Origin of the sequence: Cupriavidus sp. 2TAF22, assembly GCF_052115045.1 — a bacterium.
GTDB lineage: Bacteria > Pseudomonadota > Gammaproteobacteria > Burkholderiales > Burkholderiaceae > Cupriavidus.
The window spans coordinates 144,940-165,756 of record NZ_JBFRFX010000007.1 but is presented as its reverse complement, the minus strand read 5'-3'; the positions used below and the strand labels follow the sequence as shown (position 1 = coordinate 165,756).

The window sequence follows — 20,817 nt, the reverse complement described above, 5'->3', positions numbered from 1 at the left end:
CGGACACCGGACCTGCCGGCGCGATGCAGCGAAGTTTTCGCCATGACTGTCACAAGCGTGTCCTGCCCGCCGTCTTACGGATAAGCAAGGCGCAGAGGGCTCCTGCCAAACAAGACGAAAGGTAAATATCATGACTGCAGCACGTATGGACTTCTTCAATCTGGCGCCGGCGAACCTGAAGGCGATGATCAATCTCTCCGGCTCCGTCAAGCAGAGCTCGCTCGGGCCCCGCCTGGTGGAACTGGTGCAGTTGCGCGTATCCCAGATCAATGGTTGCGGCATGTGCATCGACATGCACTGGCGCGACCTGGTCAAGCAAGGACTTGATCCGCGCCATCTCAATGCCGTGGCCGGCTGGCGCGAAGCACCGTTCTTCAACGCCCGCGAGCGCGCCGCGCTGGCCTGGGCGGAAGCCGTCAACGCACTGCCGCATCGCGACGACACGGATGCGGTCTACCCGGAGCTGCGCGAGCAATTCAGCGAGACCGAGATTGCCGAACTGCTGTACACCATCGCGGCGATCCGTGGCTGGAACGTCATGAACCTGAGCCTGCGCAACCAGATTCCGGAAGTGCCGGCGCCTGGCTTCTGATCGACCCGCAGGTCCACGCCACCCTGGCACGGTGCCCTGCGCGCATGCGCGGCGCGTTTCCGTGCACGCACCAATCGGCCCGCCTCGCGTCCTGTCCGGTGCCGGCTGTCGCGGCAATCGCGCGCGCCATGCGCAGGGCATGGTCGGACGCAAGCGATTGGTGCCGAACGGGAAACAATGTGATCCCCGCGGCGTATCTAGCGCAGCACGGCTTCGACACCTAGGATTCGTCGTGTCCGGCGGATATGGCCGGCGCCCTGGCCCTCCGGGGCCGTATCTTCAAGTTCGCCAGGAAAACATCATGACGCAACGCCTGAACTACATGCAGCAATCCCCCGAGCTCCTCAAGAAGCTTATCGGAGTCAGCATGCTGCTGAATGACTCGAAGATCGAGCCGAACATCCGCCACCTGGTCGAGATCCGCGCATCGCAGATCAACGGCTGCGCCTTCTGTGTCGACATGCATATCAAGCAAGCGCGCATTCACGGCGAACGCGAACTGCGCCTGCACCACCTCGCCATCTGGCGCGAATCGACGTTGTTCGCGCCGCGCGAACGCGCGGCACTCGCATGGACGGAAGTGCTGACCAAGATTCCCGAGCATGGGGTGCCGGACGAGCTCTACGAGCGCGTGCTCACGCAGTTCTCGGAGAAGGAGCTTTCCGACCTGACGTTCCTGGTGATGGCGATCAACGCCTGGAACCGCGCCAACGTGGCCTTCCGTACCTCCCCTGGCTCGGCCGACAAGGAGTATGGTCTGGACAAGGCCAACCTGGAGTGATGCCATGAAGTTCACCAAGCGATTCACGGCTGCGCTGTTCCTGCTGTCCTCGCTCGCGGGCGTGCAGTCCGCCAACGCCGCACAGGACGCACACGACGCACACGACGCCATCGTCACGCCCGTGCTTACGCAGCCTTTGCCCGAATTCCCCGGCAAGGAGGCGCTGATGATCACCGTGGTCTATCCGCCCGGCAGCAAGGATCCCGTACACCGGCACAACGCGCATGCCTTCATCTATGTGCTGGAGGGCAAGATCATCATGGCCGTCAAGGGTGGCAAGGAAGTCACCCTGACGCCGGGCCAGACCTGGCATGAAGGCCCGGACGACGTGCACACGGTGGGAAGGAACGCCAGCAACACAAAGCCGGCCAAGTTCGTCGTGCTGCTGATCAAGGACAAGGACGCACCGGTGCTGGTCCCGGAAAAATAGCCGGCGCCTGTCACACGCGGGCGGTATCCAACGTCTTGCGGGCATGGATATTTCTTTTATCGCCCCGGACTTGCCCGGCGATGCGCTCGCCACCAGTTTCGCAACGAGTTACGCCGGTGTGATCGCCTTTATTGCCGTCGTCAGCGAAGGCAGCTTCGCCAAGGCTGGCGTCCGCCTCGGGATCGGCCGTTCCGCGGTCAGCCGCAACGTGCAGAAGCTTGAGACGCAACTCGACGCGCGGCTGTTCGTGCGCACGACGCGCTGTACCTCGCTGACGCGCGAAGGGAAGCTGTTCTACGACAACTGCCGTCCGGCCATCGAGCGCATCGCGCAGGCACTCGGGGACATGCGCGAGCTGCGCAACGGCCCCCCGCGCGGTCATCTGCGCGTGCGGGCAACGACAGGGTTCGGACGCAAGATTGTGGCGCCCCTGCTCTGCGGATTCCACGCCAGGTACCCGGAAATCTCGCTGGACGTTCAGCTCGACGACCGCCCCGCCGATTTCGCGGCGGACCGCATCGACGTCGCATTTCGCGACGGCAGAATGGAAGACAGCCAGGTGATTGCCCGGCAGCTGATTCCGATGCAGATGCTGGTCTGCGCCTCGCCGGCATATGCACGCATGCACGGGTTGCCGGACTCCATCGACGACATTGCCCGCCATCCTTGCATCAACCTGCGGACCGCGGGCGGCCGCGTGCGGAGCTGGGAGTTCAAGGCCGACGGCGCTGGCATCACGCTGCTGCCGCCTTCGCGGCTGACATTCAACGATGCGGACCTGGTGCTGCAGGCGGTGCTCCGCGGCCAGGGCATTGCGCAGCTGGCGGCCTACCAGATCCGCGAGCTGCTTCGCACGGAACAGCTCGTGCACTGCCTTGCCGGCCATGCACCCGACGACAGCGGCCACTACGTGTGCTATCTCAGCCGCAAGCATCTCCCGGCGCGGGTCCGGGTGTTCGTCGACTACATCGCGGAGCAGACGCGGCTGCTCGATCTCCGGATCCCGCTTGCCTGATGGTGTCCCGGAGACAACAGGGTGTGTTGCGGTGCGCGCCTGCTCCGGCCGGGTCGCCGCGCCTGCCAAGGAACGCCGGCACGCCCTGCAAAGGCCGCGCCCGCGCCGCCCGAAACTATGTGGATAGCATGCCTTTAGATGACCGCCTCGAGATGACGAGGCTTCGTGCTGCGGAAGCAGCCCAGCGGGATGATGCACGGTTGTGGAGGTGGTTCTCCGACAGCATGGAGGACCGCAGCATCTCGTGCCGGCTCACGCGCCAGGACGCCTGGCAGATCAGCGTGAACGGGTGCAAGATTGCGCTCGACAAATCATTCGACGTTGCCGTGCGGACTGCGTACGCGCTTCTGAAGCCGCTGGCTTGCCGGCCGCCGATGCAACCGGCGGCCGACCCGCGCGATTCGCGGCAAACCGCTCCCGTTGCCGAGAGCCAATAGCCGACAGCCGACAGCCAATTGCCGGCCGCCGGCCCTCAGCCGCGCAACTCCTCGCGCAAGCGGAACTTCTGGATTTTCCCGGCCGGCGTGCACGGCAGCGCCTCCCGCACCACCAGCCGCTCCGGCACATACTGCTGGGTCAGCTTGTGCGCCTTGAGATAGGCGGCCATGGCGGCCATGTCGAACGCGCAGCCCGGCCGCGTCACCACGAATGCGCAGGCGCGCTCGCCCAGCCGCTCGTCCGGGTAGGCCACGATGGCCACTTGCGAAACGGCGGGATGGCGGTACAGCAATGCCTCGACCTCCACCACGGGAATGTTCTCGCCACCGCGGATGATCACGTCCTTGCTGCGCCCGTCGATGCGGATGAAGCCGTGCGCATCGATCCGGGCCAGGTCACCGGTATCGAACCAGCCGTCGGCGTCGGTGTCGTTCAGGTGCGGGCGCCGCAGGTAGCCGCCGAAGTTCGAGCACGAGCGCACCAGCAGCCTGCCGGTTGCGCCGGCGGGCTGCTCCGTACCGGCTGCGTCCACCACGCGCACCGCCACCCCGGGCAGCGGGCAGCCGTCGGTGTTGACGGCACGCTCGTCGTCATCGTCCAGGCGCGTGGTGGTGACCGCGCCCATCTCCGTCATGCCCCACGCCGACACCACCTTGGCCCCGAGCGCTGCGCGCGCCTGCTCGACCAGGGCGCCGGGAATCGGCGCGCCGGCGCACAGGAAGGTGCGCAACGTCGGGATCGCCAGGCCCGTATCGGCTACGGCCCTGGCCAGGTCGGAGAGGAACGGCGTGGACGCCATGGTAAAGCTCACGCCTTCCCCGCGGATCAGCTCCAGCGCCCTGCGCGGCTCCCAGGTATCGAGCAGCACCACACTGGCGCCGAGCATGAGCGGCATCATCAGCCCGTACATGAAGCCGGTCTGGTGCGCCATGGGCGAGGCCATCAGGATCACGTCGCCGCTGCCCAGGCGCATGCGTTGCGCGTAGGGCACGATATTGGCCATCAGCGTATTGGCCGAGTGCAGCACGCCCTTGGGCTCGCCGGTGGTGCCGGAGGTGTAGATCAGTTGAGTGATGTCATCGGGCCCGGGGCGATGATGCACTGGCGGCGCAGGCGCATCGTCGCCCGCCTGCAGCAGGGCTTCGAAGGCATTGGCGCCGGCGCCGCCGATCACCAGCAGGTGCTGCAGGTCCGGCAGCGACGCGCGCAGGCCTTCGAGCATGCCCTCATGGTCAAACCCGCGGAAGCGCCTGGGCACCACCACCACCTTGCTGGCGGCGTGCCGAAGCATGAACGACAGCTCGCGCTCGCGCAGGATCGGCATGAGCGGATTGAGCACCGCGCCCAGCCGCGAGCACGCCAGGTACAGCGCGGTGAACTCCCACCAGTTCGGCAGCTGGCAAGACACCACATCGTCCCGCCCCACGCCGAGCCGGGCCAGCCCGGCGGCGATCCGGTCCGCGCGGCCGGCAAGCTCGCGGTAGCTCAGCCGCACGGTGGCGCCGGTTTCCGCGCGCACCGCGCTCAGCGCAGTCTTGTCCGGCCAGCGGGACACGCAATCGTCCAGCGCATCATTGATGGTGCGGTCCGGCCACAAGCCCTGCGCGATGCTGGCGGCGCGGCGCGGTGGCAGCAGGATGGCGTCGAATGCCATGGCGTGTCTCCTCGTTGCTGTCGTTGTCATGGATGGCGCAAGCGCAGGTCAGGCCGGCACCGCGTCCCGGCCCGCGCGCGTGCGGGCGATGATGGTCTTCATGATCTGCGCGGTGCCGTCGCCGATCTGGAAACCGAGCACGTCGCGCAGGCGCTGCTCCATCGGGCCGCGGTCGTAGCCGCCGTGGCCGAACGACAGCAGGCACTGGTGCACCACGTCGTAGGCGAGCTTGGGCGCCCACCACTTGCACATCGCGGCTTCGGCCGTATGCGGCAGTTCGCGGTCCTTCATCCACAGCGTCTGCAGGCACAGCAGGCGCGCGGCCGTCACCTGCGTCTCGAAATCCGCCAGCGGATGCGACACGCCCTGGAACGCCGACAGCGGCTTGCCGAACGCCTCGCGCTGCGCCACGTATTCCCAGGTTTCGTCGAGGCTCGCCTTGGCCACCGCCAGCACCTGCAGGCCGATCAGCGCACGCGAGAAATCGAAGCCCTGCATCACCTGCACGAAGCCCTGGCCCTCCTTGCCGAGCAGGTGACTGACCGGGACGCGCACGTTCTCGAAGAAGATCGAGCCGCGGCCGATGGCGCGCTGGCCATGGCAATCGAAGCGGCTGGTGGTGATGCCCGGCAGGTCCATCGGCACCAGCAGCGCCGAGACGCCGCGCGCGCCGGCCTCTACCGTGCCGGAGCGCGCGAACACGACGGCGGCGTCGGCCTGGTCGGCGGCGGAGATGGAGGTCTTTTCGCCATTGAGGACGTAGTGGTCGCCATCGCGCTCCATGCGCAGGCGCAGGCTGGCCGCGTCGGAGCCGCCGCGCGGCTCGGTCAGCGCAATGGCGAACAGCGCTTCGCCCCGGGTCAGGCGCTGCAGCCAGGGGCGTGCGATCTCCGGCGCGGCATGCTGGGCCAGGATCTGCCCGTTCAGCGAGGCCAGCAGGTTGATGTAGGAAATGCTGAGGTCCGCGCGCGCCACCGCTTCGTGGATCACGCCGGCCGCCAGGCAGCCGAGGCCCTGCCCGCCGTACTGTTCGGGCAGTTCGGGCGCGATGAAGCCCATCTGGCCCATGTCGCGCATCAGCGCGCGGTCCAGCACGCGGGTCCGGTCGCGCTCCAGAAATCCGGGCGCGATGCGGTCGGTGGCAAAGCGCCGGGCATGGTCGGCCAGTGCGGCCAGGTCTTCGTCGAGATAGGGGTTCATGATGTCTGCGGCCTGCGGAATGTTGTATTGACGCGCGCCCGCCGGCCGGGCCGTGCGGGCGTGCAGCGCGTACCGTGGAGGCGCGCGGCTTACTTCGCGTACCTGCGGAAGTCCGGCTTGCGCTTTTCCTGGAAGGCCGTCACGCCTTCGCGCGATTCTTCCGTGTCGTAGTAGAGCTTGAGCGCATACATGCCCATGCCGGCGATGCCACTCTGCTGGGCAGTGTCCATGTTGAAGCTGCGCTTGGCGATGGCCAGCGCCGTGGGGCTCTTCTCCATGATCTCGTCGCACCATTTCTGCACTTCGGCATCGAGCTGCCCGTGCGGCACGACTGCGTTGACCAGGCCCATGGCCAGCGCCTCGGCGGCCGGGTAGCGCCGGCACAGGTACCAGATCTCGCGCGCCTTCTTCTCGCCCACCACGCGCGCCAGGAACGCCGTGCCGTAGCCGGGATCGACCGAGCCCACCTTCGGCCCCACCTGCCCGAACACGGCCTTGTCCGAGGCGATGGTGAGATCGCAGATGGTGCACAGCACATTGCCGCCGCCGATGGCATAGCCCTGCACGCGCGCGATGACTGGCTTGGGCACGTCGCGGATGGCGTTGTGCAGTTCTTCCATCGGCAGGCCGATGGTGCCGCGGCCGTCGTACTGGCCTTCGTGGGCGGACTGGTCGCCGCCGGTGCAGAAGGCCTTCTCGCCGGCGCCCGCGAGCACGATGGCACCGATGGCACGGTCGTAGCCGGCGCGGTTGATGGCGTGGATCAGCTCGTCGCAGGTGCGCCCGCGGAAGGCATTCATCTTCTCGGGGCGGTTGATGGTGATCCACGCCGCGCCGTTGCGCACTTCATACAGGATGTCTTCGTAGTTCATGGTGCTTGTCTCCAGGGTTTCGTTGGCGAGTGCGGGCTCAGCCGTTCATGGTCAGGCCGCCCGACACGCTGAGCACCTGCCCGGTGACAAAGGCAGCGTCGTCGCTGGCAAAGAACACGATGGCGCCGGGCAGGTCGTCCGGCTGGCCGATGCGGCCCAGCGGGATCGAACGCGTGAACGCCTCGATCAGCTTTTCCGGGTTGCCCGCGCCCTGCTTGTAGTCCTCGAACAGCGCGGTGTCGGTCGGCCCCGGGCACACCACGTTGACGGTGATGCCGTGGCGCGCGTGCTCGCGTGCGATGGTCTTGGAGAAGGACACCAGCCCGCCCTTGCACGCGGCGTAGACCGCCTCGCCGGACGAGCCCACGCGCGCCGCGTCGGAGGCGATATTGACGATGCGCCCGCGCCTGCGCTCCACCATGCCGGGCAGCACGGCGTGGTGCATGTGCAGCGCCCCGGTCAGGTTGATGGCGATCAGGCGGTCCCATTGCGCCGGCTCGGTCTTGGTGAACGGCTTGAACACATCCCAGCCGGCGTTGTTCACCAGCACGTCGACCGGACCGAACTTGTCGACGACCGCGGCTACCGCGGCGTCCACGCTGGCGCGATCCGTGATGTCGCAGCGAAACGCCTCCGCGCGGCCGCCTTCGGCGCGGATCTGCTGCGCCACCCGGTCTGCCGCTTCGGGGTTGAGGTCCAGCACCGCCACCGCGGCGCCCTCGCGAGCGAAGCGCCGGCAGCTTGCCCCGCCGATGCCGCCGCCGCCGCCGGTCACGATGACCGTCTTGCCTTCAAGTCTTTGCACAATGTTCTCCTTTCAGGGTCCCGGGTGCTATCGTGCGGCTGAAGCGCCGCGCGGCACCGTTTAAATAGGTAAATATGTTGACGTATATTAGGAGGACATCTGGAACAATGCAAGCCCGCCTCATCAGGAAATAGCCATGGTTAACCCCGAATTTGACGATGAACTTGGGCCATCCGCACGCACGGAGATGGCGAACAGGTTGTTCTTCCGCCTGTACCAATGTGCAAATATGTTGCATAAAACGGGATCGAGAGCCGTAGAGGCGGAGGGCCTCACCACGCAGCAGTGGGCGGTGCTCGGCGCGCTGTCGCGACCGCAGGCGGCCGCGGGAATGAGCGTGGGCGACCTCGCCCGCTACCTGATGGTGAGCCGGCAGAACCTGTCGGGCCTGGTGAGCCGCATGGAGCGCGACGGGCACCTGAGCATGGCTCCCGACGGACGCGACCGGCGTTCGCGGCTGGTCACCATGACCGAGAGCGGACGCGACGTGTGGCTACGCCTGGCCCAGCCCAAGATCCGCGACTACTACGCGCGGGCGCTGACCGATTTCTCGACAGGGGATATCACCCACACGCTGCACTACTTGCTCAAGCTGCTGGAGAACATGAAAGCGCTGGATGACGAAGGGACCGCCGCGCAGGACACGCAGGATTGAAGGCGCGATCATGCGAAGGCGCGGTGGCGGGCGCGGTATGGGCGGCGATATTCCCCGCGTTCTCAATACAGAAACGATTGGCGTCTGCCGCCTTCCAGCGCGAATTTGTCTATGGCCAGTCTGCCAGTCTCACGTATTGACGAGACCAGGGTTACCCCAGAAATTCATCAAGGTGTGCCAGAAGGAACACCTGAGACCGGCCCACGGCTGGCCTAGACTTCAGGCAGGCGCCCAGCCCGGCGCCAGGCATCCGTGCCGCGGTCGCGCCATGGGCCTGCCGCCGCGGGGCCCGCAAGGGGGGCTATCGTGCAAGGCTTCCAGCTGACACTCTTCACCATCGAAAACCGCCGGCATCACGGCAAGCAGTTGTCGCACTGGCTGCTGCAGGTCCTGCGCGAGCTGCGCATCCGCGGCGCCACGCACCTGGTGGCGGCCGAAGGCATCGGCCACGACCGCCGCTTTCATAGCTGGCATTTCCTGGAACTGGCCGACCGGCCGGAAGAAATCACCGTCATCGCCACCGGCGAGGAAGTGGAGCGCCTGTTCGCGCGGCTGGCGGAGGAAGACGTGCAGGTGTTCTATGCCAAGACGCCGGTCGAGTTCGGCTTTCTCGGCAAAGGCGCGACGGGGGCCGACAGCCCGTGAAGCTGCCGGCTCCTGCCCGCCACGTCAGTCCATGCTGGCCGCGACGGTCGTCGTCTTGCTGCCGCGCAGCGTCGCTTCCGGCAGGCGCATCACCAGGAACGGCGCCACCAGCGACACCGCCGCGCTGAGCACGAAGAGAATGCGGAACGCCGTCTCGGCGGCGGCCCGCACGGCACCGGCGTCGGCCGCGTCGCCGCCCACCATGGCGCGGTGGAACATGCTCGTCAGGATGTCCTCGCCGCCCTTCAGGTCCGACACGCCCATGCCGCCATGGCGCAGCAGCCCGATCAGCACCGTGGTCAGCACCGCCACGCCCACCGCGCCGCCCAGCATGCGCGAGAACGCCGTCAGCGCGGTGGCCACGCCGACCTGCTGCGCGGGCACCGCGTTCTGGGTCGCCACCAGCCCGCTGGGCAGTTGCAGCCCGATCGACAGGCCGAGCGCGATCATCACCAGGGCGGTCAGCACCACCGCGTGCGGATCGACGAAGGCCAGCGCCAGGATGGCCAGCGGCGCGATCAGCGAGCCGGCCAGCTGGAGCGGCTTGTAGCGCCCGCTCCGGGTCATCAGCCGCCCGGAGATAAAGGCGCCGAACGGGATGGCCAGGGTCAGCGGCACCAGCCGCAGCGCCGCGGTGTCGGCCTGCGCGCCGCCCACCACCTGGAAGCGCAGCGGCAGCAGCACCGACATCGCGATGAGCTGGAAGAAGCACAGGAACAGCGTGATGCAGCAAATCGCCACCGTGGGCACGCGCAGCATGGCCAGCGGGATCATCGGGTCGGCCACCCGCTTTTCCTGCCACACGAACAGCACCAGCGCGACCAGGCCGGCCAGCAGCAGGCCCAGCGTCTGCGGCGCCAGCGCCGACTGGCCCTGCCCCAGGCGGGTGAGGAACACCAGCACGCCGGTCAGGCCGCCGCCGAACAGCAGCGCGCCGACATAATCGATGCGGTGGCGGCGCCCGCCCACCGGCAGGTGCTTGAGCGCGCGGCGCACCACCACCAGCGCGATCAGTGCCAGCGGCAGGTTGATCCAGAAAATCCAGCGCCACGACAGGAAATGCGCCAGGTAGCCGCCGATCACCGGCCCGGCCATGCTGGCCACGGCCCATACGCCGCTCACATAGCCCTGGTAGCGGCCGCGGTCGCGCAGCGGCACCACGTCGGCAATGGTCGCCTGGGACACCGAGATCAGCCCGCCGCCGCCGAGTCCCTGCAGGATGCGCGCGATGATCAGCTGGGGCATGGTCTGCGCCAGCGCGCAGGCGATCGAGGCCAGCAGGAACAGCACGATGGCGAAGGACAGCACCGAACGGCGCCCGAGCAGGTCGGAGAGCTTGCCGTAGATCGGCGTCACCACGGTGGACGCCACCAGATAGGCGGACACCACCCACGCCATCACCTCGAAGCCGTTGAGCTGCAGCGCGATCTCCGGCAGCACCACGGCCACGATCGACTGCTCCAGCGCACCCAGCAGGATCGCCAGCATCAGCCCGAAGATGACCTGCATGACGGGCACCGGCGGCACCGCGGGCGGACCGGATGCGCGGCCGTCGCGCTGGCCGCCGTTTGCCGCGCCTTGCGGGGAGGAGGCCGATGCCGCTTGCAGGGCAGGCAACAGTGGAGGCGGAGACGGCGGGAACGACGGCGGGGAGACGGCGGTCATGGGCGGGCGGGGGGAGAGGAACGCGGGAAAGGACATCGAGTGCAGGGCCGGCGCCACCGGCGCGGGCGCGGGCCCCCGACGGCAGCAGACGGCACCAGGCGGCCCCGCTCATGTCTGTTTTGGGATACAAGGGCGTTATTGTAGGCCGAAGCCTCCCGCCCTGCACCGCGTCTTTCCCGCCCGCATCGTGCCCCGCCCTGCGGGGCACGGCCTTAGAAGGATTCCCAGTCGCCGTTGGCCACCGCCAGGTTGCCGGCTGCGGCGGCACGCGGTACGCGGCGCGCCACCGGAGCGGCCGCGGCGGGCCTGGATTGGCGGGTCACCGGCAGCGACTTGGCCGACAGCACCGGCTCGCGGCCCTGGCGCACTACCGGGGCGCGGGCCTTGCTCGGCAGCACCGGCTCGCGCGTCACGCGCTCGGCAGCGGCACGCGGGGCGGCGGCAAGCTTGGCAGCCGCCGGCGCGGTCACGCGGGCGACCGCCCGGGCCGGCGCGGCGTGATGGCGTTCGGCGGAATCCCCGGCGTCGCGCGCCGCGGGAACAGCGGCAAGACGCGCCGGCGCATGGCTCTTGGCCCCGCCAGCACGCGCGGCCGGCTGGTGCCTGGCGGCTGGCGCCGCGGCGCGCGCAACAGGTGCGGCCGACCGCACCGGCGCAACCGGCGCAACCGACATAACCGGCATGGCAGCCGGCGTCCCGGCGCGGGCCGGTGCCTGCCGCGCCACGCTGGTGTCCTCCGGCGAGACCTTGAAGCGCGACACTTCACCCACCAGGCCGGCGGCCTGCTGCTGCAGGCTCTCGGCGGCAGCGGCGGCCTGCTCCACCAGGGCGGCATTCTGCTGCGTCACGCTCTCCATCTGGCTGACGGCGCGGTTGACCTGTTCGATGCCGGAAGACTGTTCCTCGCTCGCCGCGGCGATCTCGCCCATGATGTCGGTCACGCGCTTGACCGCGCCGACGATATCGTCCATGGTGCGGCCCGCATCTTCCACCTGCCTGGCGCCATGGGCCACCTGCCCCACCGAGCCGTTGATCAGCTGGCCGATCTCCTTGGCTGCCGACGCGGAACGCTGCGCCAGGCTGCGCACCTCGGCAGCCACCACGCTGAAGCCACGGCCCTGCTCGCCGGCGCGGGCCGCTTCCACCGCCGCGTTGAGCGCCAGGATATTGGTCTGGAAGGCAATGCCCTCGATCACGCCGACGATCTCGGCCACCTTGCCCGACGATTGCGAGATGCTCTGCATGGTTTCCACCACGCCGCGCACCGCGCGCCCGCCTTCGGTGGCCACGCCGGAAGCGCTCACCGCCAGTTCGTTGGCATGGCGCGCATTGGCGGCGTTCTGCCTGACCGTGGAGGTCAGCTGCTCCATCGATGCGGCGGTCTGCTCCAGGGAAGCCGCCTGCTCCTCCGTGCGCTGGGACAGGTCGGTGTTGCCGCTGGCGATTTCGCGTGTCGCGCCGTCGATCGAGCGCGAAGCGCCCTGGATGCCGTGGACCAGCGCCGCCAGTTGACCGAAGGCGCGTTCGAGCGCCCCCAGCATGCGGCCCATCTCGTCATTGCTGTGCGCCTTGATGCTGTAGGTCAGGTTGCCCTGCGCCAGCGCCTGGGCGGCTTCGAGCGCCTGGCGCGCCGGCCCCGTGATCGAACGCGTGATGCCGATACCGAGCGCGATGGCCAGCGCCACCGCGGCGGCAGCCAGCCCGACCAGCACGTCACGCGCCATCTCGTAGCTGGCTTCCGATTCGTCCACGGCGACGATCGCCACCTTGCGCCCGCCCTCGGCAAGTTCAGTGAGCTTGTCGAAATAGGGCGCCTGGGCCGCCGGCAGCGTCGCCACCAGCGCGCTGCGCGCGCCGTCGAATTCGCCGCCCTGCAGCTGGCGCAGCACCATGTCGAGCTGGCCGTTATACGCCTCGCGCGCTTCGGTCAGGCGGCGGTAGGTTTCCCGGATCTCCGGCCTGGCGGACTTGGCGAGCCATTTGCCGAGTTCGTCCAGCGTGGAACCCATATCCTGGCGCAGCGCGCCGATCTTCTCCGCGTTGCGCCGCACCGCGACCGGGTCCTCGTTCAAGGTGGCGTCGCGCACGAGGATACCGATCCATAGCGCGTCCTGTTTGACGCGCTCGATATCCATGACCTTGAACAGCCGCCCTTCCACCGTCACGTGCATCGATTCGTTCATGGTGCGCAGGGACACCACGCCCACGACAGCCACCGCCACCAACGTCAGCGTCACCACCGAAAACGCCACCGTCAGGCGCGCCCCAATGCCAAAGTTTCGCAACCAACGCATCTTCCCGGCTCCTTTTTGCTTTTTCATCGCGCGCGGCGCACTCGCTCCAGACAGGCTTCCGGATCGACGCCGCATCGCGGGCTTAACGGCAGGGGACCAGACAAGCTTGAGTACATTTGCGCGTTTTGCGCGAAGAAAGCGAAAAACGCGAAGATACGCGGAGATATAGGGGGAGAAAGACCGGCAATTCAGGGAATTGGCAGCGTGCGTCCTGTCGTCTAATGGCGGCAGGCACTTCGATGTGCTGCCATCGGGCCTCGTGCCCGGCGGCATGCCAGACAAGAAAAGTGGGCGCACAAAAAAAGAAGCCCACGCGCGGGGTGCTCGTAGGCTTTCCAGGACTGCTAGGAACCGAAAGGTTCAGTAGCGAATATAAACCTGCTTACATGAGGTGTAAATCCAATTTCTATCAGGGATATCTCGGATAGGAAAAAGTGCCTGCTCTGCCACTCCTTGTGGCGCATGGGTGGCACCGGATGCTTCAGCAAGCAGGCCAGGGCCGTGTCATCGCCAGCAACCCCATGCTGCACAGGGGTTGCGGGCCTGGCCGGCGTTGGGATTTGCCCCACAAGTGAACATGGACATATATTCACCTATTGTGATGCAATCGGTTTTTTAGAGGTAAACCTCTAGGCTAGGCGCGCCCCCCAACCGTCCATATTTGTAAAATTTTGTTACTCTCGCCCCTGAAGTATTCCCCTTCTCTTCTGGCGGCGCCGCTCGCCACCGATTGCGAGGCGGTATTGGACCCCCCTCCCGCGCACATACCGCGGCTGGCCGCGATCCATGCACCCCGCCCCCCCGGCCAGCATCGAGAGCGGATGTTTCATCCCCAGTTCCGCCCAGGCCGGGCCGCAGCCCGCGCTCAGCAGTGCGTCATACCTCAGTTGCCCACGCCTGGTTATCGAATCCCTGCCAGCCGCCAGAACCCGCGCGGGCTCTTCCGGAGAAGTTGTGAACAAGAAGGAAACCAGGGTGGACCGCCCTAGCCGGAAGCTGCAGCACCAGCAACTGTCCACCCACCGTGCGAGCCGCAAGCCGGTCATCGTGCACCTGTCCAGCGGCATCCGCCTGCATGGCGTGATCGTCGCCGCCGACAACTATATGGTGCTGCTGGCCGAATCGCCGGACGATCCGGTGCCCCAGGTCGTCTACAAGCACGCCATCGCGGTCATTACGCCCGCCCACGCACCGGAAGCCATGGCCAGCGTGCCGGGCGCGGAAAGCTCGCCGGAGTTCGTCAGCCTGTATACGCCCCGCACGCGCAAGCGGCGCTAGAGATATGGCGAGGATGACCAGGCGTGGCGCCGCCAGGGCCCCGGCCACGCGCCCCGCCGCGCCAGCCGGAGCGCGCAAAGAAACTTCAGGGCACGACCGCAAGATCACACTAAACCTTTTCCGACGCTGGTCGATAACCCTAGCAACGGAGGCACTACACGCACTGCAACGCAGTCAGCCAACGTTACACGGCAGCCGCCGGACTGTGTAAATCACTGCAACTAGGAGTCGTACCATGTCGTCGATCATCAATACCAATTCGTTGTCTCTGATGACTCAGAACAACCTCAACGCTTCGCAATCGCAACTGAACACCGCGATTCAGCGCCTGTCGTCGGGTCTGCGCATCAACAGCGCCAAGGACGATGCCGCCGGCCAGGCCATCGCCAACCGCTTCACCGCCAACATCAACGGCCTGACCGTAGCGCAGCGCAATGCCAACGACGGTATCTCGATGGCGCAAACGACGGAAGGCGCGCTGACCGAAGTCAACAACAACCTGCAACGTATCCGCACGCTGGCCGTTCAGGCCGCCAACGGTTCGAACTCCGCCTCCGACCTGAAGTCGATCCAGGATGAAATTACGCAGCGCCTGGCTGAAATCGACCGTACTTCGCAACAAACCGACTTCAACGGCGTCAAGGTCCTGTCCTCGTCGGCAAAGGCCCTGAACATCCAGGTTGGCGCGAACGACGGCCAGACCATCTCGGTCAACCTGTCGGAAATCAGCTCGAAGACCCTGGGCCTGGACAGCTTCAGCGTGACCAGCACCCCGAACAAGGCTGCTACGGTTACCGACCTGAGCAACGCAGTGACCGCCGGTACCGCCACGAAGATCAGCTCGAGCCTGTACCAAGTCACGACCAAGAACACCTTCGCCTCGACCGACCAGGTCCTGGCCAAGCTGCAAGACGGCGACACGGTTGCTGTGGCTGGCGGCAACACCTACACCTACAACTCGAGCACCGGCAAMTTCTCGTACAAGGTGACCACCGCTGCTTCGGCAGCCTCGCTGTCGAGCTCCAACCTGCCGGCATTCGGCCAGGCAGCCGGCACGTACACCAACGCCAGCGGCGCATCGGTCCAGTTCAAGGTCGACAGCGCAGGCAAGCTGACCGCCGCTGACGGCGTCACCACCCTGTACGACGACGGCGCCGGCAACCTCACCACCAACAACACTGGCGGCCTGTCGCAAGCAACGCTGGGTGGCGTGTTCACCAACGCCGGCTCGGCTGCCGCTGGTGTCGCAAGCGTGCAAGTCAACGGCACCACCTACACCTCCGCTGCTGGTGGCAATGTCACCAACAACGCAGCAGCCAGCAAGAACGACGTGGCAGCTGCAGTGCTGGCAGGCGGCTCGGGCAACGCGACCACCGTCACCCTGGGCAAGACCAGCGGCCTGACGTCCACGATCAAGCTTGACGGCGCTACCGGCAAGGCAGACGGCGCCAACGGCGCGACCTCGAGCTACGTTGATGCAAAGGGCAACCTGACCACGACGGCCAGCTTCACCACCAACTACGCTGTCGACACCACCACCGGTGCCGTCACCGTGGCAGACAACAGCGCCAGCCCGGCCGCCGCAACGGATCCGGACATCAACGCGAAGATCGGCGGCGCCGCCTACATCGACGCAGCGACCAACGCATTCACCACGAGCACGACCTCGTCGTCGGGTTCGGGCACGACCGATCCGCTGGCCGTGCTGGACAAGGCGCTGCAGACCGTCGACAACCTGCGCAGCTCGCTGGGTGCAGTACAGAACCGCCTGGACTCCGTCATCTCGAACCTGGGCACGACCGTGACGAACCTGTCGTCGTCGCGCTCGCGCATTCAAGATGCGGACTACGCAACGGAAGTGTCGAACATGACCCGCGCGAACATCCTGCAACAAGCTGGTACCTCGGTGCTGGCGCAGGCTAACCAGTCGACCCAAGGCGTGCTGTCGCTGCTGCGTTAATTCGTAACTGCTTCGCTGAAGCCGGCATTCGTGCCGGCTTTGGCATAACGGGCCTCGAGTGTTTCCCCAGGGCCGCGGCCCTGGGAAAGCATTCCAACCTCCGACTTCCGAACCGACATGGCCGAATCCTTCCCGATCCCGTCCGGCATCCCCGCCATTCCCGCCATGCCGGCCAGCATGGCGTCGGGCGGGGAAACGATGCGCGCAGAGGCCGGCATTGCCGCCACTGCCGGCAGCGAGGATTCGCCGGCGAGCACGCCGCAGGAACAACCGGGCGGACTGGATGCAGCCGTCAAGCGGCTGACCCAGGTCCTGCGCATGGCATCGGTCAGCGTAGAGTTCGAGATCGATAGCGATTCGCACCGCATCATCACGAAGGTGGTGGACAAGACCAGCGGCGAGGTGATCCGCCAGATCCCGACCGAGGAAGTCATCAAGATCGCGAACGCCATGCAGCAATTGCAGGGTCTGTTCGTGCATCAGACCGCGTAAGACCGCGCAAGACAGCACAAGACCGGACCCGACCCAATCAAGCTATACCTGGAGAAGCAGTCATGACAAGCATTTCGAACCTCGGCGTAGGCTCAGGCCTGGATCTCAGCTCGCTGCTGGACCAGCTCACCACCGCCGAGCAGGCTCCGCTGAACGCGATCAAGGCGCAGCAAGCCAGTTCCCAGACCAAGCTTTCGGCCTACGGCACGCTGCAGAGCGTGCTGGGCGCGTTCCAGGCCGCTGCCAAGCAACTGGCCGACCCGAGCTTCTTCAACGGGACGACCGCGACCTCCAGCAACACCGGTGTCCTCACCGCGACGGGAGGCAGCAAGGCGACTTCCGGCACCTACGCCGTCAACGTCTCGGCGCTGGCTCAGGCCCAGTCGCTGGTCGCCGCCGGCCAGGCTTCCCAGACCGCGGCGCTCACGACCGGCACCATTCACATCGACTTCGGCACCATCACCGATGCCGCCGGTGGCAGCCTGGACAACAATGCCGCCAGCCCCACCTACGGCCGCTACAGCAACGCCACGTTCGCCGCCACGGCGGGCTCGAGCGGGATCGACATCAAGATCGACAGCACCAACAATACGCTGCAAGGCGTGAGCGACGCCATCAACAAGGCCAACACCGGGGTCACCGCCAGTATCGTCAACGACGGCTCGGGCACGCCGTATCGCCTGGTCCTGACGGCCAAGGACACGGGCGCGGCCAGCAGCATGCGCATCAAGGTCAACAACGAAGCCGGCAGCGGCACATCGCTGGCCGGCCTGGTCAGCTATGACGTGAACAACGGCTCCGGCGGACAACGCATGCAGCAAAGCATCGTCGCCCAGAACGCGCAGCTGACCGTCAACAACATTGCCATCCAGAGCGCCAGCAACAACGTGACCGACGCCCTGCCGGGCGTCACGCTGGCACTGACCCAGACGGGCAACACCAGCGTCGCCATCCAGCGCGACACCAAGACGATCCAGACCGGCGTGCAGTCTTTCGTTTCCGCCTACAACAATCTCCAGAGCGTCGCCGCGAGCCTGACCGCCTATGATCCCAGCACCAAGACCGGCTCGCCGCTGACCGGCGACGGTACGCTGCGCATCATCCAGTCGCAGATCCGCGGCATCCTGAACATGCCGCAAGGCAGCGGCAGCGGCGCCAACGCGATCAACACGCTCTCGCAAGCCGGCATATCGTTCCAGACCGATGGCTCCATCCAGCTCGACAATGTCACGCTGACCAACGCACTGAACTCGAATGCGGCTGGTGTCGCCGGCCTGTTCGGCAATACCGACGGCAAGAGCGGCTACGGCAACCAGATCAATGCGCTGGTCACCTCGCTGACCGGCACCAACGGCGCGCTGACCTCGGCCACCAACGACGTCAACCAGACGCTGAAGGACCTGAGCGACCAGTACACGTCGAAGTCGGACCTGGTGGACGCGACCATTGCGAACTACAAGGCGCAGTTCACGCAGCTCGACACGATCATGGCGCAGATGAACAACACCAGCAGCTATCTGACGCAGCAGTTCAACGCGATGAACAACACCTCGAACAAGTAGTAAGCCCGCCCAGGAGTCGATCATGTTCGCCCGAAATGCCGTCAACGCCTATGCCCAGGTCGGGATCCAGACCGGCGCCATGAGCGCCAGCCCCCACAAGCTGATCGTCATGCTCTACGACGGCGCGCGCGGCGCCATCGCCCGCGCCAAGTTCCACATGGAAGCCCGTGCCGTCGCCGAGAAGGGCAAGGCAATCTCGCACGCCATCAGCATCATCGACAACGGCTTGCGGGCCGCGCTCGACCACAATGCCGGCGGCGGGATCGCCGGCGACCTGGAGGCGCTTTACGACTACATGTCGCGCCGGCTGATGCTGGCCAACCTGCGCAACGATGAAACACTGCTGAACGAAGTCGATCACTTGCTCGAGAACCTGGCATCGGCCTGGGCGCAGATCGAAGACGCGGCCTCGCCGGTACCCGGTGAATCTCACCAACTCGCTTCGGCAGGGACCTGACATGCATAGACCTAGCCCCGTTCTGAGCTGCTACGAAGAGCTCGAACTGCTTGCCGAACAGATGCTCGAGACGGCCCGGGCCAACCACTGGGATGCGCTGAGCGACCTGCAGAAGGTGTATATGGCCCAGGTCGACCGCCTGCGCCAGCTCAAGGACGAAGCCTCGTTCCCCGAACATGAACGTTCCAGCCGCTTCCACCGCCTGGAGCGCATCCTTGCCTACGATGCGGCCATCCGCGATCTGCTGATGCCCGAGCTGACGCGCTTCGGAGGAATGATCGCCAGCGCCAGGCGGCAGCAGAGCCTCGGCCATGCCTATGGCGTTGCCGGCTGACCTGGCCGGACCTCCCGGCACCGATATCACCTAGCGGCCTGCAATGACTGGCATTCCTGTCTCGTCGGACGCATCCCTGCTGCGCGACCTGAACCCGCAAAGCCTGCGCACCGCGCTGTCGGTATCGAAGCTGTCGGCACTTCTCCCGACGGCGCCCTTGCCGGAGGGCAACCCGCAGACGTCCACCGGCTCCGCCGTGCAAGGGCGCACGGTCTTGCCCTTGCCCTCCGCCGCGCAGGCGGGCCAGCCCGCGCAAAGCGGTTCCACCCGCGAAATATTGAGCTCCGCGGCACGCGTCATCCTGGATTTGCTGGAGCGCGTCGATGTTCAACCCCAGCGTTCAGCCGCTTCCCTGCTGCCATCGCCGCCCACGGCCGCCGGCGCACCCGCCCTGCGCGCCGCCCTGGCGGACGCGATCGGACGCAGCGGACTGTTCTATGAGAGCCATCTTGCCGAATGGGTGAGCGGCGCCCGGCCGCTGGAACTGCTGCGCAAAGAGCCACAAGCGATGCTGCGCGCCCCTGGCGCCGGGGCCGGCACCGCCCAGGGCCCTGCCCCGGCACCGGACAAGGCAGGCGCGCCGCCTGCGCCGCTTCTCCTGCTCCCCGCGCCGGCGGCTACGGCCGGAGCACCTGCCCCCCTGACTCCCGGGGGCGCGATGGCCGAGGCGGACAGCCCCCTGCAGCTCCTTGCGGAAGACGGACAAGCGACGCAGGCCGACGCGCGCGGCCCCGCTCCCTCCCCGCGTGGCGGTGCCGCAACCGAGACCGCCGCCCAGACGAACGCTACGCCGGCCACGCTCCAGCAGCCCGCGCATCCGGGCCGTGCCGCCGCGCTGGCGAGCCAGGCTGCGCAAGCCTATGAAGCAACGGCCAAGGGCGCCGACGCACCCCGCCATCGGGAAACGCGCCTCGGCACCCTGCTGGCCACGGCCAGCATCGACGACCACGCAGCCGCCCGCAGCAGCGGCCCGGCAACGGTCCTGCACCCCGGCGCGGAAGGCGTGGTCCGGCAGCAACTCGAACTGCTTGCCGGCCAGCAGTTGCGCTGGGCCGGCGAAGCCTGGCCCGGCACGCCCATGGACTGGGAAATCCGCCGCGAGCATGCGGACGACGGCAGTGCCGGCACCGCCGCGGCCGCCTGGAGCACACGACTGGTATTGAACTTGCCTCACATGGGAACGGTGGAAGCGCGCCTGACCTTGAACAGCACCGGCCTGGACGCGCGCATCGTCACCGCTGACGGAAGCGTCGCTTCGCGCATGAACGCCGACAGGTCGGCACTGTCAGGCAACCTGGCGGCCTCCGGCATCGTGCTGATGCGCCTGGATGTCGACACCGGCGAGCCGGCCACGCCAGGAACAGGCAGATGAACGACGCACATCAACCCACCCCGCGCGGCGCCGCGATCGCGCTGCGCTACGACAACGACGATGCCGCGCCGCGCGTGGTGGCCAAGGGCTACGGCGTGACCGCGGAATCGATCATTGCGCGTGCGCAGGAGGCGGGTGTCTACGTGCATGACTCGCCCGCGCTGGTGAGCCTGCTGATGCAGGTCGACCTCGATTCGCACATCCCGCCCCAGCTCTATGTCGCCGTGGCGGAGCTGCTTGCCTGGCTCTATCGCCTGGAAAGCACATCTGGCGAAAGCGCCGGCTGAAAAGCCGGCCGCGCGGGCGGCCGCGGAGC

Annotated in this window: 21 protein-coding genes; 15 read left to right on the top strand and 6 right to left on the bottom strand. The window is 66.9% G+C overall.

What is annotated here, in order from left to right; translation table 11 throughout:
* Window positions 1-130 precede the first annotated feature (130 nt).
* From AB4Z48_RS11070 to AB4Z48_RS11050, 5 genes are all read left to right on the top strand, one after another.
* Window positions 131-592, top strand: a complete 462-nt coding sequence (locus AB4Z48_RS11070; protein ID WP_441613974.1) for a carboxymuconolactone decarboxylase family protein — start codon at window positions 131-133, stop codon at window positions 590-592.
* 301 nt (window positions 593-893) lie between these two features.
* Window positions 894-1,373, top strand: a complete 480-nt coding sequence (locus AB4Z48_RS11065; protein ID WP_441613973.1) for a carboxymuconolactone decarboxylase family protein — start codon at window positions 894-896, stop codon at window positions 1,371-1,373.
* Window positions 1,374-1,377: 4 nt separating this feature from the next.
* The gene (locus AB4Z48_RS11060; protein ID WP_441613972.1) at window positions 1,378-1,803 is read left to right on the top strand and encodes a cupin domain-containing protein; all 426 of its coding nucleotides are present in this window, start codon (window positions 1,378-1,380) and stop codon (window positions 1,801-1,803) included.
* A gap of 43 nt (window positions 1,804-1,846) precedes the next feature.
* Entirely contained in the window at window positions 1,847-2,818 is a 972-nt protein-coding gene (locus AB4Z48_RS11055; RefSeq protein WP_441613971.1) for a LysR family transcriptional regulator, read from the top strand.
* 128 nt (window positions 2,819-2,946) lie between these two features.
* A complete protein-coding gene (locus tag AB4Z48_RS11050) occupies window positions 2,947-3,255 on the top strand; it encodes a hypothetical protein (protein WP_441613970.1) in 309 nt (102 codons plus the stop codon).
* 35 nt (window positions 3,256-3,290) lie between these two features.
* Here the strand turns inward: AB4Z48_RS11050 and aliA are convergent, their stop codons facing one another.
* From aliA to badH, 4 genes are all read right to left on the bottom strand, one after another.
* Window positions 3,291-4,910 (bottom strand): cyclohexanecarboxylate-CoA ligase, encoded by a 1,620-nt coding sequence (gene aliA / locus AB4Z48_RS11045; protein ID WP_441613969.1) that lies wholly within the window; start codon window positions 4,908-4,910, stop codon window positions 3,291-3,293.
* A gap of 48 nt (window positions 4,911-4,958) precedes the next feature.
* Window positions 4,959-6,110, bottom strand: a complete 1,152-nt coding sequence (gene aliB / locus AB4Z48_RS11040) for a cyclohexanecarboxyl-CoA dehydrogenase (protein ID WP_441613968.1) — start codon at window positions 6,108-6,110, stop codon at window positions 4,959-4,961.
* 89 nt (window positions 6,111-6,199) lie between these two features.
* Window positions 6,200-6,982 (bottom strand): 2-ketocyclohexanecarboxyl-CoA hydrolase, encoded by a 783-nt coding sequence (badI, locus tag AB4Z48_RS11035; RefSeq protein WP_441613967.1) that lies wholly within the window; start codon window positions 6,980-6,982, stop codon window positions 6,200-6,202.
* Window positions 6,983-7,019: 37 nt separating this feature from the next.
* On the bottom strand, window positions 7,020-7,787 hold the full coding sequence (badH, locus tag AB4Z48_RS11030; protein ID WP_441613966.1) for a 2-hydroxycyclohexanecarboxyl-CoA dehydrogenase: 768 nt from the start codon (window positions 7,785-7,787) through the stop codon (window positions 7,020-7,022).
* A gap of 136 nt (window positions 7,788-7,923) precedes the next feature.
* Between badH and AB4Z48_RS11025 the strand changes: the two genes are divergently transcribed.
* Entirely contained in the window at window positions 7,924-8,442 is a 519-nt protein-coding gene (locus AB4Z48_RS11025; protein ID WP_441613965.1) for a MarR family winged helix-turn-helix transcriptional regulator, read from the top strand.
* Between the two features lie 306 nt (window positions 8,443-8,748).
* Window positions 8,749-9,087, top strand: coding sequence for a DUF190 domain-containing protein (locus tag AB4Z48_RS11020; RefSeq protein WP_441613964.1), 339 nt, complete (start codon window positions 8,749-8,751; stop codon window positions 9,085-9,087).
* Between the two features lie 24 nt (window positions 9,088-9,111).
* On the opposite strand, the gene AB4Z48_RS11015 is transcribed toward AB4Z48_RS11020, so the two are convergent.
* Entirely contained in the window at window positions 9,112-10,596 is a 1,485-nt protein-coding gene (locus AB4Z48_RS11015; protein ID WP_441613963.1) for an MDR family MFS transporter, read from the bottom strand.
* Between the two features lie 368 nt (window positions 10,597-10,964).
* The gene (locus tag AB4Z48_RS11010) at window positions 10,965-13,046 is read right to left on the bottom strand and encodes a methyl-accepting chemotaxis protein (RefSeq protein WP_441613962.1); all 2,082 of its coding nucleotides are present in this window, start codon (window positions 13,044-13,046) and stop codon (window positions 10,965-10,967) included.
* A gap of 954 nt (window positions 13,047-14,000) precedes the next feature.
* Here AB4Z48_RS11010 and AB4Z48_RS11005 point away from each other — a divergent pair.
* From AB4Z48_RS11005 to AB4Z48_RS10970, 8 genes are all read left to right on the top strand, one after another.
* Window positions 14,001-14,324, top strand: coding sequence for an RNA chaperone Hfq (locus tag AB4Z48_RS11005; protein WP_441613961.1), 324 nt, complete (start codon window positions 14,001-14,003; stop codon window positions 14,322-14,324).
* Between the two features lie 235 nt (window positions 14,325-14,559).
* Window positions 14,560-16,284 carry a flagellin N-terminal helical domain-containing protein gene (locus AB4Z48_RS11000; protein WP_441613960.1) on the top strand — a complete coding sequence of 575 codons (1,725 nt, stop codon included), beginning with the start codon at window positions 14,560-14,562 and terminating at the stop codon, window positions 16,282-16,284.
* A 117-nt stretch (window positions 16,285-16,401) separates the two neighbouring features.
* The gene (locus tag AB4Z48_RS10995) at window positions 16,402-16,776 is read left to right on the top strand and encodes a flagellar protein FlaG (protein ID WP_441613959.1); all 375 of its coding nucleotides are present in this window, start codon (window positions 16,402-16,404) and stop codon (window positions 16,774-16,776) included.
* Window positions 16,777-16,838: 62 nt separating this feature from the next.
* A complete protein-coding gene (gene fliD / locus AB4Z48_RS10990; RefSeq protein ID WP_441613958.1) occupies window positions 16,839-18,338 on the top strand; it encodes a flagellar filament capping protein FliD in 1,500 nt (499 codons plus the stop codon).
* Window positions 18,339-18,360: 22 nt separating this feature from the next.
* A complete protein-coding gene (gene fliS / locus AB4Z48_RS10985) occupies window positions 18,361-18,795 on the top strand; it encodes a flagellar export chaperone FliS (protein WP_441613957.1) in 435 nt (144 codons plus the stop codon).
* A 1-nt stretch (window position 18,796) separates the two neighbouring features.
* Window positions 18,797-19,129 (top strand): flagellar protein FliT, encoded by a 333-nt coding sequence (locus tag AB4Z48_RS10980; protein ID WP_441613956.1) that lies wholly within the window; start codon window positions 18,797-18,799, stop codon window positions 19,127-19,129.
* A 43-nt stretch (window positions 19,130-19,172) separates the two neighbouring features.
* On the top strand, window positions 19,173-20,501 hold the full coding sequence (locus AB4Z48_RS10975) for a flagellar hook-length control protein FliK (protein ID WP_441613955.1): 1,329 nt from the start codon (window positions 19,173-19,175) through the stop codon (window positions 20,499-20,501).
* Window positions 20,498-20,788: an EscU/YscU/HrcU family type III secretion system export apparatus switch protein gene (locus tag AB4Z48_RS10970; protein WP_441613954.1), complete on the top strand. Its 291-nt coding sequence runs from the start codon at window positions 20,498-20,500 to the stop codon at window positions 20,786-20,788. Before AB4Z48_RS10975 ends, AB4Z48_RS10970 begins: the two co-directional genes overlap by 4 nt.
* Window positions 20,789-20,817: the final 29 nt, after the last annotated feature.

Coding starts and splice junctions, on each gene's coding strand:
- AB4Z48_RS11070 (WP_441613974.1), top strand. CDS start 131: ATGACTGCAGCACGTATGGACTTCTTCAATCTGGCGCCGGCGAACCTG.
- AB4Z48_RS11065 (WP_441613973.1), top strand. CDS start 894: ATGACGCAACGCCTGAACTACATGCAGCAATCCCCCGAGCTCCTCAAG.
- AB4Z48_RS11060 (WP_441613972.1), top strand. CDS start 1,378: ATGAAGTTCACCAAGCGATTCACGGCTGCGCTGTTCCTGCTGTCCTCG.
- AB4Z48_RS11055 (WP_441613971.1), top strand. CDS start 1,847: ATGGATATTTCTTTTATCGCCCCGGACTTGCCCGGCGATGCGCTCGCC.
- AB4Z48_RS11050 (WP_441613970.1), top strand. CDS start 2,947: ATGCCTTTAGATGACCGCCTCGAGATGACGAGGCTTCGTGCTGCGGAA.
- aliA (WP_441613969.1), bottom strand. CDS start 4,910: ATGGCATTCGACGCCATCCTGCTGCCACCGCGCCGCGCCGCCAGCATC.
- aliB (WP_441613968.1), bottom strand. CDS start 6,110: ATGAACCCCTATCTCGACGAAGACCTGGCCGCACTGGCCGACCATGCC.
- badI (WP_441613967.1), bottom strand. CDS start 6,982: ATGAACTACGAAGACATCCTGTATGAAGTGCGCAACGGCGCGGCGTGG.
- AB4Z48_RS11025 (WP_441613965.1), top strand. CDS start 7,924: ATGGTTAACCCCGAATTTGACGATGAACTTGGGCCATCCGCACGCACG.
- AB4Z48_RS11015 (WP_441613963.1), bottom strand. CDS start 10,596: ATGCAGGTCATCTTCGGGCTGATGCTGGCGATCCTGCTGGGTGCGCTG.
- AB4Z48_RS11010 (WP_441613962.1), bottom strand. CDS start 13,046: ATGCGTTGGTTGCGAAACTTTGGCATTGGGGCGCGCCTGACGGTGGCG.
- AB4Z48_RS10995 (WP_441613959.1), top strand. CDS start 16,402: ATGGCCGAATCCTTCCCGATCCCGTCCGGCATCCCCGCCATTCCCGCC.
- fliD (WP_441613958.1), top strand. CDS start 16,839: ATGACAAGCATTTCGAACCTCGGCGTAGGCTCAGGCCTGGATCTCAGC.
- fliS (WP_441613957.1), top strand. CDS start 18,361: ATGTTCGCCCGAAATGCCGTCAACGCCTATGCCCAGGTCGGGATCCAG.
- AB4Z48_RS10980 (WP_441613956.1), top strand. CDS start 18,797: ATGCATAGACCTAGCCCCGTTCTGAGCTGCTACGAAGAGCTCGAACTG.
- AB4Z48_RS10975 (WP_441613955.1), top strand. CDS start 19,173: ATGACTGGCATTCCTGTCTCGTCGGACGCATCCCTGCTGCGCGACCTG.
- AB4Z48_RS10970 (WP_441613954.1), top strand. CDS start 20,498: ATGAACGACGCACATCAACCCACCCCGCGCGGCGCCGCGATCGCGCTG.